Below are 15,578 nucleotides of genomic sequence, written 5' to 3' on the forward strand. Positions count from 1 at the left end.
TGGATTCTCCGTTACGTTGTTTTGTCGGAAGGAATTTTACAGCTTCCTTCCTTTGAGTCAAACAACTTTTGCAGTTTGCAAAACTACGGAGCCGAACGCGGGGAGTTTTAATTTGAGAATTCCCGTTCTGGAAGAATACTCGAAGTTTTCGGGAACCTTTCCGGTCCAATAATCCGGGAATTGTTTCAACTTCGATACGAACGGAACTTGGATTTCGATCGTATTTTCTTCTTCGCTTGGATTCCACATTCCTAAAAAGCCTGCCGGATTATAAAGCGCCGGCGGAAATAAGCCCGATGCGATTCCGACCGGGATCGGAGTTTTGGTTCTGCACTTCGCCCCGAGTTCCAACGTCTTTTTCAACAAGGCCAGTCTTTCGTCTCCGATTAAGGAAAGATCGTCGCTGACGAGAATCATTCCTCCGCTCACGGCCATCACGCTCGCCATCAACTGCGTTTGCGCCGCGTTCATCTGATTCTTGCTTTCGCGTACGAGCAGACAATCCGGATCGTTGTACCAAAGGGTTCGGTGCATGGAAGAACGGGTGATATCGTTGATCAACGCTCGTTCCGTACAAAGAGCGTGTTTGTCTTTTACGAGAATGCGTTTTTTTTCTCTTCCCCAAAACGGAGCGACGTCGCAGCTGATCCGCATCGCGTCGAATAATCCGATCGAAGGATAGATCGGCGCGCCGCATCCCAAAAGAAAAACGTCCTTGCCGACGACTTTACGGATAAAACGGATCGTGTCCGCATAACGTTTGTGAGGCGAGATTCCCCGGTCGTAAGTCCATCCGGGAAGAAGCGCGGCGTACAAGAAATCGAGTTTAAGATACGGATATCCGTATTCTTTTACGAGAGTTTTAAAGACATTCTCCAGAAAGTCGCGGGAGGTCGGATGGGTGACGTCGATGCAATACGTATAATCCACTCCCCAGAGAGGATTCCAAAGCGCTGGCACCGGTTTGCCGTCCCGATCTTTGAGAACCGCTTCGGGATATTTTTGATAGAACTCGGATTTTTTTCGAACCAAGAACGGTGCGAGCCAAATTCCAGGCGTAAGTTTTTCTCTTCGGATTTCCTCCGCTAAGAGTCTCATACCTCCGGGGAATTTATCGTTGGTTTTAAGCCAATCTCCGATCTCGTTTTGATATCCGTCGTCGATCTGAAAAAATTGGATCGGCAGCTTCTTCTCTTTTACGAGAGCGAGATTTTTCAGAATGATCTTTTCGGAAATCTTCGTGTAGTAGTGATACCAAGAACACCAGCCCGTAGGAACGGGCGCGGTGGATAGTTTTACTTTATGAGTTTTTCCTAATTCACTAAAGTACTTTTTGAGATACGCTTCGGGTTCGATCGTAAATCGGGAAACTCCGACGGGAGTCAAAGAAAGTTTATTCCCGCGAAAATCCTCGTAACGGTAAAAATCATAGATCAGCGAAACTCCGGATCGGGAAACCCAGGTTTTCTTTTTGGAATTCTCCAATTCTTCTTTTCGTTGCGAAGAAAGAACCCGAAACTTGACTCCTTGTTCTCCGGGACCGGTCGCGCCCGCAAAGTAATGCGGTTCTTGGTTCGAAGCGAGCAGAAGCAGAAATCCTTCGCTGTGCCAATCTCCGCTTTCATTGGAAGGATGTGTGTAGATGTTTTCCTGAGAATACTGAAGAAAGTCGAGTTTGGGCGATTCGTCCGGTTCGCTCAGCGAGTGAACTGCGGAAAGACTCCAGGATTGATATCCGTGTTGGAAGACCTTCGGTTCCGTCAAAGCGTGCGGAGGAAGTTCGATTTCCAAGGTAAGAATTTCGGTTCCGGCCTTGGGTCTTTGATCGCCCACCCATTCGAGGATCGGCTTATACGTTTCATTCTTTCCCGTTTTTTTATGACCGAGCGCGAGCGAGAAATTTCCGCAATCGCTCTTGGTCTTCAATTCTTTTCCGGAAATTTCAAACGAGGACGAATAAGAATCCTCATAGACTTTGTAGTTTAAAATGGCTCTCATGTTTCTCTAAGTGTTTTGAGTCGTTTTTCTTTTTTCGATCGGGAACTTTTCTAAAATTCTGGCGGCCTTGTTTTGTATTTTTGATTCCCGAAACCGCGCGGTACGGATTATTATGAAATTATGCCTCCAAAACCTTCAACTATAAAACCGGAGCTTTTTCCCGGGGATCTCTCACAAAAAAGATTTGAAGAATACAAGGCGGACGACCGTCTAGCGGTCGACTGCGAAATGATGGGACTCAATCCCAGAAGAGACAGACTCTGCGTGGTTCAGATCTGCGATTCTTCCAATAACGTAAGTTTGGTTCAAATTCTTCCCGATCAAAATGAAGCGCCGCTTCTCAAGTCCTTATTCGAAAATCCGGAGATCGTGAAGATCTTTCATTTCGCGAGAATGGATTCTCTCTTTCTTCGTTATCGTTTGGGCATCGCCTTGCAGAACGTTTTCTGCACGAAGATCGCGAGCAAGCTGGCTCGTACCTACACGGACAAACACGGTCTCAAAGATTTAATCCGAGAATTTTACGATGAGAATTTGGATAAGAAGAATCAGTCCTCGGATTGGGGGAAAAAAATTCTTACCAAAGACCAAGTAGACTATGCGAGCGGCGATGTGAAATATCTCATCTCCCTCGAACAAAAACTCACCGAGATTCTCGTGCGCGAAGGACGCGATTCTCTTGCGAGAGAAGCCTTCGCCTGTCTTCCCGTTTTCAACCAGATCGATTGGCTTGAGATGCCCGCTCTTTTCGAACATTGAAAAAGAAACTCGTTCGAAATTTTATCTGTCAATCCTGCGGTCAGGATTATTCCCGTTGGGCGGGTAAATGCGAGTCCTGCGGGAAATGGAACACCATCGTGGAAGAAGTCGGCGGAGAACGTTTCGCTTCTTCCTCGAACGGGAATTCATCCAAACACAAAACGTATAAGGAGCCGACTCCGTTAGACAAGGTAGGGGAAGAATCTCTTACAAGAATGGGAACTGGTTTGAAAGAACTCGATCTCGTTTTGGGAGGAGGGTTGGTTCCCGGTTCTTTGACGTTGATCGGCGGAGAGCCCGGAGTCGGCAAGTCGACCCTCGTTCTCGAAGTTTCACGTTATCTGACACAGGCAAAGAAGAACGTTCTTTATATTTCAGGGGAAGAATCTCCTTCTCAGATTCGGATGCGCGCCGAGCGGATGGGAATCCGATCTTCCCATCTTCTTCTGACTTCCGAAACGTTTGCGGAAAACATTTCCGCGATGATCGAAGGAGAAAGACCTTCGGTGGTTTTTGTCGATTCGATCCAAACGATTGCGAGAGAAGCGCTGCCCAATCAAGCGGGAACCGTCACGCAGCTTCGGGAATGTACGCAGGTGCTTTTGGAAACCGCGAAAAGAACGGGGATTCCCGTGTTGATGACCGGTCATATCACGAAGGAAGGGGCGATCGCAGGTCCGAAAGTTTTGGAACACTTAGTCGATACGGTATTATACTTCGAAGGGGATCGACTCAATTACTATCGATTGCTGCGCGCGGTAAAGAATCGTTTCGGAGCGGTGGGCGATCTTGCGATCTTTGAAATGTTTTCGGGCGGCTTACGGGAAGTAGGCGATCGCAATCGAATCTTTGTCAGCGCGGGGGCGGAAGAAAGAAGCGGTTCCGTCATCAGCGCCGTTCTCGAAGGAAGCCGCGCTCTCACCGTGGAAGTGCAGGCGCTCGTGAGCAAGACCGGTTTTCCCCAAGCAAGAAGAATGGCGGAAGGTCCGGACACGCGACGTGTGATTCTGCTCGCAGCCGTGATCGAAAAATATATCAAAATCAAATTAGGAGAATGTGATATATTCAGCAACCTGGCCGGCGGCTTGAACGCCGACGAACCCGCGTTAGACCTGGCGATCTGCACTTCGATCATTTCGAGTTATTTGGATCAGCCTTTGCCGAAAGGAACCTGCGTTCTCGGCGAGGTCGGACTTTCGGGAGAAGTGCGCAGCATCGGACAAGCGAATCTTCGCGTGAAGGAACTCGCGGGCGTCGGAATGAAGAAGGTGATTTTGCCGGAAGGAAATTTGGGCGAACTGGAAAAGAATTTGGACATTCAGATTCAGGGAATTCGTTCGTTGAACGATTTGCGTTCTTTGTTTCCGGGTGCGAATTAGAATTTGCGTCGCTTTTCTACCTTGTGCGGTTGGGGGAGGATGAGGAGCTATTAGAGAGCCTTGGTTGTGGGAACTACTACACAGGGATCGGTTTGGAATATAAAGCTTGTGGGAACTCCTTCGGTCAATTGTCTTCCGAAGAATTTGTGTGGGAACTCCAGCGCTCGATTGTTGTTCCTACAAAGCTTGTGGGAACTCTTACAAACACATTCTTCTGAAAACAAACGTAGGAACTCACACAAAAAGGATTCTCCTGGATTGTCCCAAAGCGTCGGAAACGAGGATATAACGTTCACCAAGGAGCAGCATCGCTTATGAAAAAAATCACCTGGATTCTATTGTTCTCATTGCAGCTCGGATGCGCGAGCACCGGATACGACCGAGGTCCTTTACCGCACGTGGACCCGAAAGAAATCGTGATCGATTCCGAAGAAATCAAACATTATCTTTCTTTAAAGCCGCAACTCCGATTTCCTTTCCGGGTGGGAGTTTATATCCTTTATCCGGAAGGATACAATTATCGAATCGATGCAAAGAATAAATCCGCGTTCCTTACGATCGAAGAAACTTTAAAGGCCGAAAAAATCGTATCCCAGATGTTTCTGATTTCGGAATCCGTTTACAGCATGGATCAACAGACGCATGTTCCCGGTTTTCGGGATCATTATCCGGTCCGAACAAGAACGTTGGACGGAATCAAAAAGATCCGTCTTCTCGCGGCGCGGTACGGAGCAGACGCTGTTCTCGTGATCAAACCCGGCGTCCGTTACAATCAAAAGCCGAATCTTCTCAGTATTCTTTACGCGACCATCATCGGAATTTGGCTCGTTCCCGGCTCATCGGGAGAATCCACATTCACGCTCGAAGCGACTCTTTGGGATGTTCGAAACGAATATTTGTATCTGACCACCGAATCCGAAGCTTCTTCCTCCGCGGTTCGACCTTACGGATGGATCGATGAAGCGTCCATCATCGCCGAAAGCAAAGAGAAGGTGATTCCCGAATTTTCTTCGGAAGTGTTGAAACGATTTAAGAGCATGAAGTAGGTTCGTTTTCAAAGGATTGATTTTCCGATCCGCGCTTACGGAGCTCGTTCCCTTTACGAGAGCGGCCGCTCATTTCAATGCGGCCTTTACAAGGAAAGGTCGCCGTATCGTTTGCCGCCGATGGGCTTCCCTTTAGACTTTCGGCCGATTGAAATCATTTGCGTCCCTCGCTTTCAACGGTACATTAGAATTTTTTAATAAATTAAAATTGCGTAAGGTCCGGGATTTCCCGTGCCGGCGCCGGCGATATTGGGAATGTTCGGCGATACGCTTCCGTTGATCGTATCCACGGTATACAGATTGACGACGTTCCCGGTCGACTCGGTGGAAAAAGCGTATTTACCGGAAGAATCCAAAATCACGTTCTGTGTTCCCATGCTCGAAGTGATTGCGGAGCCCCAAGCGTTTAAAACTCCGGAAGCGTTACGCGTGGGGATGACGATGTTCGTAGTCGCGGACGCATAGTTGGAGATAAACGCGAATTTGCCGGCGGGATCGAAATCGATGCTCGTAGGTTGCGTGAGCATCGTATTAAAAGCCGCTCCTGCGGACAAAAGTCCGTTCGTATAATCGATCGTGAATAGATCCACGCTGTTTGTGGTATTGTTAACCGAATACAGATGTTCTCCGGTGGGATCGGTCTTGAGAAATACGGAGCCAGCCCCATAAGGGGTATTCGATCTTGCGTTCGGGATTCCGGTCGAATCCAAACCGAAAAACAGAATTCCTCCTCCGCCGTTCATGGAAACGAAAAGGCTGTTACCGGCGGGATTCAAACAAATCGCTTGTGGAGAAGTGGACGCTCCCAATCCGGGAACGATGTTCGGCGAAAGCGCGCCCGTCGTAGGATCGATTTTGAGATAGTAAATCGTATTTGCAGCGGCCCCGGTTACAAACGCGAATTTTCCGGTGGGTTCGATTACGATTTTAGAAGGAGAAGCGACCGCATAGGTGGAAGCGAACGTGATATCTCCCGAAGAAGTATCGATCCTATAGGTCGTGATCTCCGAAGCCATCGTAGCGAATAGAAATTTTCCGGAAGGATGAATCGTCATCGAGGAAACTCCCGATGCGGTATTTACGAAAACCGTCGTTCGAGTCTGAAAAAGTCCGGTATTCGGATTCATCGTAAACAACCAAATCTGAGTATTCTGATAATTAGAAACATAGGCCCAGGCTCCGCTCGTGCCGAAACCGCCCGAACTCGTGTAATTCGAGGCCATCCGTTCGCCTTGTTCGTTCAAAGCGTCCGTTGTTACCCTGAGTTTGTATTGGGTTCCCGATCGAAGAACTTTGGAAGGATTGAATATGATTTTCGGATTTTGAGCGAGATCCAGATTCCCTTCGATGCAGGATGCGAAGTCGTCGTAGCTGACTTGAACCGAACCCGAACAGGTTCCCGCGGTCGACTGTGCGGTCAAAGTTTCCGCACTCATCTTTTCGCTGAACGTCAGCTCGATGCTGGTTCCCCTTGAAACGGAGGTCAATCCGCTTGCGGGTGTTTGTTGGAATACTTTTAGATTTGGATTGATCCTTCTTGCGTATTGATAACCGCAGACTTCTCCGGTTGGGTCGTTGAAAGCGAGTTTTAAGGCAAGGCTTTGTTTGAAAGCGTCGCTGGCTGGATCGCAGGCGCTCAGATCGAACGTAGGTCTGCAATCGTAAATGAATATGCAAAAACTATAAAGTATTAATAGGATGCGGAACGTATTCCTATTTTCGAATGTCCGTTTAATAATTTTAAGTTTATTAATTATTTCCATTGGGACCGCCTTGGGGTAAATAGCATTACGCGAATCCGTAAGTCAAGGCGATCGACCGTTTTCGAAAGGTTTGAAAAATCGTAGGTTATAAAACGATTCCCGAATCTAAATTAGGAAATTCTAAAACATAGTTTGGAACAAGCCGGCGTCTTGTGGCCGGTCGGTTTATCGTTGGATCGGTCCCGATCCGAATCTACGGAAGGAAGACGGCTTCCTCCGTAGTAGATTGTCGATAAACATGGATTGAGGAGGGAAATATGCTCTTCTCCGATGAAAAAGATTCTCGTCGGATAGAGTTTGGAAGCCGCAAAATCGTGTATACATCATATCTTTTCCTGGAAAGAATTGGACTTGTGCCGGTTCTTATTTCTGAATGTTCTTTGCGAGCGGCGCGCCCATGTTCAGAGTCATCCATCGCAGTTTCGATTTTCAAAAAAGAGGCGTTTTTCTTCCCTTTATTGCCGTGATTCTTTCTTTCGCCTTCCTTCCGTTATTCGGGCAAGGAACTCCGCAGACAAATCCGCAAAACTCCGGACAAACGACAACGCCGCCTTCGACTTCAAATTCATCGACAACGGGAACGTCCGCAAACACGCAAACCCGAACGCAGCCGACTACGACGAGCTCATCCGCAACCGATCCTCTTCTTCGCGGTTCTTGGTTTGCGGATCAGGAACAAAAGGAATCCATTCTCTACAACCGAGTCATGAGACTCTTTCGACCGGACGCGCACTTCGTCTGGAAGACCGATTCCCGCGGTAGAAATTATCGATTCTACAAAGACGGAAGAGTGGAGTTTCTGATCGATCGGGAATATCGCGAAGTTTTTCCGGATTCTTCCGAACTCGACGTGCATACGAGCGAAGCGAAGTCGCTCGCGGATCATGGAGAACCGTATTCGGCGATCCGTCTTCTCAAAGGAATCGGACTTTGTTATCGATTCCAGTTCGGCAAACTCGCACCGGAAGGATCCCGAAAAGCGGGGGAGGATCTGAGCCGTTTGATGAAACACATGGCCCACAAACGTCTCGAAACGGACGATCTCACCGATCCATACGGTTGCATAAAAAAGAATATTCTAAAACTGGAAAGTGAACCGTTTCGATTCTCCCTCGAAACGACGGACGAGTGGAAACATTATTTTCCCGAACTCGAATTGCCGGAAAGCGGAACCGAAGGAGATCATCTTTGGAAGGTGCGCCGGTTTTATATCGACGTTCCCGCGGATTCCGGGGCGGACGAATGGGAAAAGAATTATCGGTCCCAAGCGGAAAAATTTCTGTATTACAGACCGGATCGAATCTCTCTTACGATCGGGTTAACCTATCATCCGGTCGCTTCGGTTTATACTTCCAAAAATTACTTTCAGCTTTGGGATCTCAAACGGGGAATCAATCCTAGAACCATCCGTGAGATGAACTTCCGCAGAAAAAAAGAGGACGATTCGTACGCGAGCCGATTCGACTTTTTTCACAAAGACGGACGAAAAGTCCCGATCGTGATTTTGGAAAAATATTATTTACGGGAGAATCGGGGGCTTTTGTTTTCCGTCGCTGGTCCGGAAAAACAGATTGATCGCATCCGACAAATCTGGTCACAATTGAATCAGAAATTGGTCGTCGAGTGAACTATGATCATCGCGCTCGTAAAAACCGGAGATCGTCCTTATCCGCCGGGACCTCCTTCTCGCAATTCTCCCTGGCAACTTCTGCTCATCGGGTTTTGTCTCGTGGACGGAATGGCGCTTCTGTTTATACCGCTCGGAATCTACGGTTCGGTTTTGCTTACGGCTGCCTTGCTTTTGTTCCTCTTTCTTCCCTTGCTCTTTTTGGTCATCCGACTCAGCACGAAATTCGGGAATCTTCTCTACGTCGCGCTTTTCCTGAGCCTTTTGTCCGCGGGAGTTTCCGCACTTTATATCAGTCACAGCATCGGATTCTTTCTCGGAATTCCGGTGGGGAAGAACGTCGATTTGGCGCAAAGCGGAGAATTCGGAAACGATCGAATTCTTGTGTTTCGAGGAGTGAAAATTCTTACCGACTATGTCTCTTCGCGATCGGCGATTAGCCGAGCGAAGTCGGAACCCAAACGGGCCAAAACGATTTACTTTCACGTCGCGCCGTTGGTCGCCGCGAGTTGGAAAGAAGGAGATCCGATTCACGTTTGGGTCGCTTGCGAACGGATGGAACTTCCGAACTGTTCTTGGGGTAGTTCCGTCTTTTTTTGGGGGGAGAATCTCAAGAATCATTCCCTCTATCCTTATTATAAACTTTCCGTTCAAGACGCCGGAAAGATTTATAAATTCCCGATTTCCGAACATCCTACGATTTTCCGCCCGATAGCCGACCCGGAAAAAAAGCTGGTTCGGGCAGGAATGTACGGACTTTCGGGTTTGTTCTTTCTGAACTATTCCTGGTTCGTTTGTATCTTTTTGGGGAAATTCTTCGGAAAGCGGATGGAAAAGTAAACTGCCTTGGAGTATTTATCGGGAAAGTCGGAACTACGACGATTTTTCCGTGAAATGCCAGCCCCACCCCGATTTTGGGTGGTGGATGACGAGCGATCCTTAGAGAGCGAGGTGCTGAGTTTTGAGGTGGTGGGAGAAACCGCAGAGATTTTCCCGTATCAGAAAATCTCAGTTTGCACAAGTAAAAAGTGGAGTTTTTGTCGGAACACTTGAATTTTCCCGGCGCACCCCGAAACAAAAAATCCTCAATTTCCTAAAAAACTTTTTCGTTTGCTAATTTTGATCCTTTATCTTCCGATATTTATACAGAGACGGGTAGTAGAATCAGATTTTCTCTCCATCCGTGAATTCTATGATAGAATTGCGAGATCCGTCTCTAAAACGATTTTTTATTTTTGTATTTTGTAACCAGGAGAAATTCTCATGAGGAAGAAGATCATCTTACTTGCCGGACTGCTCTGCATTCTTGCTGTACCAGGTGTCTATAGCCAGCAGACCGGAAACAATCAGGCTGGTGGAAATCAGCAAACAGGAGCTACCCCGGATCCTCTTGAGAAACTCATTCTCGAGAATTTCGAAGAGGCCGAAGACTGGAGAGCTAGATCCACGACTCCTCTTGGAGAAACCAAGGTTCTCAAAATGGTTCAAAGAGGTCTGATGAGAGACGTGTTCGACGAGAACACCGTTCCGGATAACGGAGGAGATCAGATCGAAAAGAATCATATCCTCGGTGTGAAAACCAATTACACCAACAGAGGATTCGACAGAGTGGAAGTGTTTCCTCCTCACGAGTATGTCGTGAAAGGAAAAGCGCGTCAGCTTTCCATCTGGGCGCTCGGAAGAAAATTCCGTCACACTCTGTTCGCTAAGTTAAGAGACTACAGAGGCAACACTCATAATATCCGCTTGGGAAGATTGGATTATTTCGGTTGGAGAAAACTGACCGCGACGATTCCGGGTTACGTTCCTCAGAGTACGAGATTCGCGCTTCTGGATAAAAATCTTCACTTCGTTTCCCTCTTCGTAACCAGCGACGTTCACGAAGTCGGCGGGCAATTCTACTTTTATGTGGACGATTTGGAAGTTCGTGCCGATAAATCGGATGCGAAGTATCCTGGATCGGAAATTAAAGATAACTGGTAATCTTCGGAGAAAGGAAAGCAAACATGAGAAGGTTCATGAACTCGTTCAAAATTACAGCGGCTCTGACAACGATTCTCGGAGGAGCGATTCTCCTGGGAATGGTTAACGGACAAAACATCATCAAAGGAAAACGCGGAATCGATACCGCAACCGGTATAGACGTAAGCGGATTGGAACTTAGATCCATCACTGTGGAATCCTGGGACAACCCTGCGGGTTCCGCTCCTTATGGATGGGAAGTTTTCACGGATAAAGATACGCAACAAGCGCAGAACGGACAACAGCAAGCGTATCAAGCTACCGCTCAAAACGCGCAAGCTCTGAGAGAAGTAAAATTAATTTCCGGAAAACCGGGAGACATCAAGAACGTGGATGCGGGAACCGCGAAAGTTCTCGGGATAAAATTCCAATTCACGTATCCGGGAGACAACTCGGTAACGATTCGTCCGCCTCGCGTTCCTGAATATGAAGTTCTTCGCACCAAAGCGTATTTGGATTCCAACAACCAAAGAAAGGTTTCTAAAATCTACGGAGTGGAATTTCCGGGTGTGAGCAAGGCGATCTCCGTTTGGGTTTGCGGAAGAGGAAACGAATACAACCTCGAAGGTTGGATCGAAGACTGGAAAGGCGACACGCATATCCTTCAATTCGGATCGATCGACTTTATCGGATGGAGACCTCTTACCGTTCATATTCCTCAGGGAGTTCCTCAGGACGTGAATTCTTATCCGCAAGTAAAAACCATCGTCTTCAAACAGTTTAAGATTCGTTCCCGTCCCGACACGAGCGGTGAAACGGTTTACGTTTTCTTCGACGAACTTAGAGTTCTTTCGGACGTATTCGAAGTTCACTTCGACGGAGCTTCCATCGATTTCGACGACGACGATTGCAAGACGAAACACAAATTGGATAAGATGCTCAAGACCAAAGTCGAGAAAGAATGCGGCGGCGGAGCAGGAGCGAACAAGTAAAATCTTTGATCAACGGGATGTTCTAAATCCCGTTTCTTCCGCGCTCGGTGAGGCCGAAACAACGGCTTTGCCGGGAAATCCCCCTCTCTCTAAATTCTGGTTTACGGATAAGCCAACTTGGCTATAATTGATAAATACAGGGCTGTCAGAGAGGAATTTAACCCCAAACGTCCCAATTTTCTATCAAGCCGAGACTCAATCGGTGGAGTATCCTATGTCTAACGAAATATCAGCAACTACGGAATCCAGACCGGCCAGCGATCTGGATAAGCTGACATCTCTTTTCAATGAAGAAATCTATGTTCGCACCGATGCGAACTCAATTCCTGCATCCAAATTTAAAATTTTTGACGATCTCATCGAATTTTACAAATCAGCCGGAAAAATAGACGAAGCGAAACAAAAAATAGAAGAGTATCTCGGGGAACACGAAGACAGCATCTCCGCTCGTTATTTACTCGGAATCCTTTCTCTCGAAAGAGGGGAGATCAGCGACTCCGGTTTATTAAAAAACCTATTAGAATCTTTTAAAGTAGCGGGAAAGTGGGCGATCATCGAGCACATCACCGATCAAATCCTGAAATACGGGGATCAAAGACTCGCGCTTAAATACAAGGCCGAGGCTCTTGAAAAATTAAAGAAGAATAAAGAACTCAAAGCCGTGTTGGAAAAGCTCGCGAAACACGACCGTAAAAATCCCGAAATTCTCAAAAAATACGCTCTTTCCATATTAGAAGAAAATAAAGAAAGAGCGATCACCTATCTCAAACAAGCGATCGAGACGTTTGCAAAGACGAAGGACTATGTTCAGCTTGAGGAGATCTGGCCGATCATCGTCACCAACAACCACGAGGATCTTCAGTTCTTTGAAAGAATCGAAAGAATCATGTTGGGTCACAGAGAAAGAACCAGACTCGTCGGTTATCTCTATCCGATCGTAGAACCTTACAAGCAGCTCGAGGATTGGGAAAAGGTCATCTACTTGTTAAAGAAGATTCTCGAACACGAGGCTTCTTCCAACAAAGCAAGAAACGAACTCATTCGTGCTTATAAAGCGAAGTATGCGAATCATTCCCTTTTGGAAGACTTTCTCAAGATGTCCGAGATCGGAAACAACAGAAAGCCGATCAAGGTTTGTATCGCGAACTTCGAAAGAAACATCGTGTTCGACACGAACAACTACGTTCTTCATAGAAACTGGGGAGTGGGGAAGATCACTTCGATTTCGCCTAACGGAGATTCCATTTTTGTGGACTTCAAGGACAAGAAGGATCATAAACTTTCGATCCAGATGGCGATCACGAGCTTAAAACCTCTGAAAAAAGATCATATCTGGGTGAAGTTCTACGAAAACAAAGAAGAGATCGTGGATCTTTTCAAGAACAACATCCCCGACTTTTTCAAGGAACTTCTTACATCCTTCGACAACAGAATGTTGACCGCGGATATCAAGTCCGAAGTTTCCGGAAAATTTCTTCCATTGGCCGAGTGGTCCAAGTGGTGGAACAAAGCCAAGAACGTGATCAAAAAAGAACCGAACATCGGTTTTGATCCGAAGAAAAAGGACGAACTCGTTTATCGCGAAAAGGCGATTTCTTTGTCGGAAGAGTTATCCGAAAAATTCACGCACCAGACCGACTCGAACAAGAAGCTGGATATCGCGATGGAAGCTCTGGACAACCGCGAAGACGCGGAGGGCGCGATCGAAGCCTTCAACCATTTCTATTACGAAGAGGAAGAAGCGGCGGACCCGGTTCGCAAGATCGTTGCGTTCTTGTATTTGCAAGCCGCGTCGGAAGAACTCGGCGACGAGGAAATTCCGAGACATCTCACCGAACAAAAAATCGCGGACCTCATCAAATCTCTTCCCGTCTCTACGTTGACCGAAATTTCCACAAAAATCGGAAACGTGGAAATCAAAAAAGGATACGTGAACTTGTTACGCAAGCACGCACCGAACGCGGAAGAAGTGTTGACCGGAATCCTTTTCGAAGTTCCGATCAAAGTGAACAAATACGTCTTCTCCATTTTGGAAGAAGAAGGAAAATTCGATCTTCTCAATTCGTTTATCAAATCCGCGGGTACGAGAGCGAAAGAAGCCCCCGAAGTATTCATCTGGGTCGCGAAATCCATTCTTACCAAAACCTGGGAAGGGGAATGGCTCGTATCTTCCAAACCGGAAGAACGTCTGGAACTCATTCTGAAAGTGTTCCGTTTATTCAAACCTCTCGCTAAGATCGAGGACAAAGGAACCAAACTCAAAAACGCATGTAAGGAAATCCTTCACGGAAACGACGACGAAGTTCTTCGCGAAGCGATCAACGCAGGAGATTCGGAATACATCCGTAAGCTCTACGCGCTTTACAAAGAAGTTCCTTATTTTACGGATTTGGAAAAAGAACGTCTGTATTCTTTGATCGTCGAGTTGAAACCTGATATCGCTTGGGAAGAAGACGAAGACGATGAAGAAGAGGATGATGATATTCTCAACCGCATTCCGGAAGGAGCGATTCTCGTTACGAGAAAAGCCCTCAACCGCAAAAAGGAAGAATTCGAACATCTTCTCAACGTGGAAATGCCGGAGAACTCCAAGGATATCGGAGAAGCTCAGGAAAGAGGGGACTTGCGGGAAAACGCGGAATACAAAGCCGCTATGGAAAAACAAGTTCAGCTGCAAGCGGCGATCAAACGTCTCGAAGCCGAAATCAAGAGCGCGATCATTCTGGATCTTACCAACGTCAAAACGGACAAGATCAATATCGGAGTTACCGCGAAACTCAAGAACGAATCTACGGGAGAGGTGGTCGCTTATTCCATCTTAGGCGCTTGGGACGCGGATACGGAAAGACATATCATCAGCTACCAATCTCCGCTTGCTAAATCGCTTCTCGGAAAGAAGGTCGGAGATTCGGCCGTGTTGAACCTGACCGGGGCAGAAACCCGTTATACGGTTCTTGAAATCGGAAGATTCTCGCTTCAAAGCCAAGAAGACTAAAAAACATTCAAAAACTTGAATGTTCAAAATCCCGGGTCGGTTTTCGATTCGGGATTTTTTTTGCCCCGATCACGCGGTCTTGCTTTTGTATTCTTCCGCGTTTTTTGCCGCCAATAATAATGCGACTTCGGTGGGAAGCAGATGTCTTTGCATGTAAACGAGTAATTCTTCGGCGTTGAGTTTTTGAATCATCGTGTTCGGAATTTTATCCCAACACTGATCGAAAACCGTTCGAACGTTCAAACCTTTTGATTTCAATTCTCCAACTTGATCGCAGAGAAAACGGATTTTTACGCGATCTCTTTTTATGATGTTTGCCATTGTATTTCTCCTTTGTTCCGGACGTTCCGTCTGTCCGCTTTTCTCTCGATCGCATTTTGCTTTTCGAGCCGGTTCGAATCGATAACTCGTATCTTAGTCCGATTTTCATTTTTGAGAAGAATCGAACTGCCCTTGTTCATCGTATTTCTGTGGTATTATCCTAACGTCACCCTCGGACAAAAAATCCTTTCGGAAGAATTTTTAGACGCTCCGAGATTGAAAAATGTTTCCAACCGCCCGAAATGCCTCCGCTAACGGCGCAAAGGAATGCAAACTTTTGAATATGGCCTCGGGCTTGACAAAAACGAATGCGCTTTGTCGTTAGGCTCATGATTCAAAAAAGAAAAAACTCGAACCAGGGAGTATATCGCGGAAACGAGACGCAGGCGGTTGTTGGATTTGCACAGGAAGGTTCTCTTTACGGAAATACGGGCAAAAAAGAATTCAAATCAGGTTCGACGTCGAAGGAATTTCGGGCGGATCCCGCGGTTCCGAAAGATCCGAACGATACGATGACCCCGAAGGAAGTTGCCGCGTTGTTGAAACGTACGATTCGCAGAGTGGGAGATTACAGAAGAGAAGGGTTGCTCGGTAAATTCTGGAGATTGACGGACGGTAGCATTTTGTATTCCAGAACCGGAGTGGAAGAATTCTTTCGGAGCCATTTCGTAGAAACCGAAGAACTGGATTGATTGCGATGAGATTCGACTAAATCGCCCTTTGTCGAAATTGGTTT

The 15,578-nt window shown here is 46.9% G+C and carries 11 protein-coding genes and 1 pseudogene; 9 read left to right on the plus strand and 3 right to left on the minus strand.

The annotated features are described in order from the left end of the window. Positions 1-57 precede the first annotated feature (57 nt). Complete coding sequence (locus DLM76_RS10450) at positions 58-1,998, minus strand: glycoside hydrolase family 36 protein (protein ID WP_118965153.1); 1,941 nt, start codon at positions 1,996-1,998, stop codon at positions 58-60. Positions 1,999-2,118: 120 nt separating this feature from the next. Between DLM76_RS10450 and DLM76_RS10455 the strand changes: the two genes are divergently transcribed. The 3 genes from DLM76_RS10455 (at position 2,119) to DLM76_RS10465 (ending at position 5,182) form a co-directional block, all read left to right on the plus strand. Beyond that, entirely contained in the window at positions 2,119-2,757 is a 639-nt protein-coding gene (locus DLM76_RS10455; protein ID WP_118965154.1) for a ribonuclease D, read from the plus strand. After that, complete coding sequence (radA, locus tag DLM76_RS10460; RefSeq protein WP_118955397.1) at positions 2,754-4,136, plus strand: DNA repair protein RadA; 1,383 nt, start codon at positions 2,754-2,756, stop codon at positions 4,134-4,136. Before DLM76_RS10455 ends, radA begins: the two co-directional genes overlap by 4 nt. Positions 4,137-4,450: 314 nt before the next feature. Continuing rightward, positions 4,451-5,182 (plus strand): hypothetical protein, encoded by a 732-nt coding sequence (locus tag DLM76_RS10465; protein WP_118955396.1) that lies wholly within the window; start codon positions 4,451-4,453, stop codon positions 5,180-5,182. A 194-nt stretch (positions 5,183-5,376) separates the two neighbouring features. Here the strand turns inward: DLM76_RS10465 and DLM76_RS10470 are convergent, their stop codons facing one another. Next, positions 5,377-6,945: a beta-propeller fold lactonase family protein gene (locus DLM76_RS10470; RefSeq protein WP_118955395.1), complete on the minus strand. Its 1,569-nt coding sequence runs from the start codon at positions 6,943-6,945 to the stop codon at positions 5,377-5,379. A 634-nt stretch (positions 6,946-7,579) separates the two neighbouring features. Here DLM76_RS10470 and DLM76_RS10475 point away from each other — a divergent pair. The 5 genes and pseudogenes from DLM76_RS10475 to greA all read left to right on the plus strand — a co-directional run. Then, positions 7,580-8,572: pseudogene (locus DLM76_RS10475) on the plus strand (LIC10775 family protein); the annotation flags it as partial. 3 nt (positions 8,573-8,575) lie between these two features. Further along, positions 8,576-9,412: a hypothetical protein gene (locus DLM76_RS10480; protein WP_118955394.1), complete on the plus strand. Its 837-nt coding sequence runs from the start codon at positions 8,576-8,578 to the stop codon at positions 9,410-9,412. A 423-nt stretch (positions 9,413-9,835) separates the two neighbouring features. Beyond that, positions 9,836-10,555: a flagellar filament outer layer protein FlaA2 gene (flaA2, locus tag DLM76_RS10485; protein WP_118955393.1), complete on the plus strand. Its 720-nt coding sequence runs from the start codon at positions 9,836-9,838 to the stop codon at positions 10,553-10,555. Positions 10,556-10,578: 23 nt separating this feature from the next. Then, positions 10,579-11,526, plus strand: a complete 948-nt coding sequence (gene flaA1 / locus DLM76_RS10490) for a flagellar filament outer layer protein FlaA1 (protein ID WP_118955392.1) — start codon at positions 10,579-10,581, stop codon at positions 11,524-11,526. 214 nt (positions 11,527-11,740) lie between these two features. Then, entirely contained in the window at positions 11,741-14,521 is a 2,781-nt protein-coding gene (gene greA, locus DLM76_RS10495) for a transcription elongation factor GreA (RefSeq protein WP_118955391.1), read from the plus strand. A 69-nt stretch (positions 14,522-14,590) separates the two neighbouring features. Here the strand turns inward: greA and DLM76_RS10500 are convergent, their stop codons facing one another. Beyond that, the gene (locus DLM76_RS10500; RefSeq protein ID WP_118955390.1) at positions 14,591-14,842 is read right to left on the minus strand and encodes a hypothetical protein; all 252 of its coding nucleotides are present in this window, start codon (positions 14,840-14,842) and stop codon (positions 14,591-14,593) included. A 329-nt stretch (positions 14,843-15,171) separates the two neighbouring features. Between DLM76_RS10500 and DLM76_RS10510 the strand changes: the two genes are divergently transcribed. Further along, positions 15,172-15,534, plus strand: coding sequence for a helix-turn-helix domain-containing protein (locus tag DLM76_RS10510; RefSeq protein WP_118965156.1), 363 nt, complete (start codon positions 15,172-15,174; stop codon positions 15,532-15,534). The last annotated feature ends 44 nt before the right edge of the window (positions 15,535-15,578 follow it).

Source organism: Leptospira yasudae (assembly GCF_003545925.1).
Lineage (GTDB): Bacteria > Spirochaetota > Leptospiria > Leptospirales > Leptospiraceae > Leptospira > Leptospira yasudae.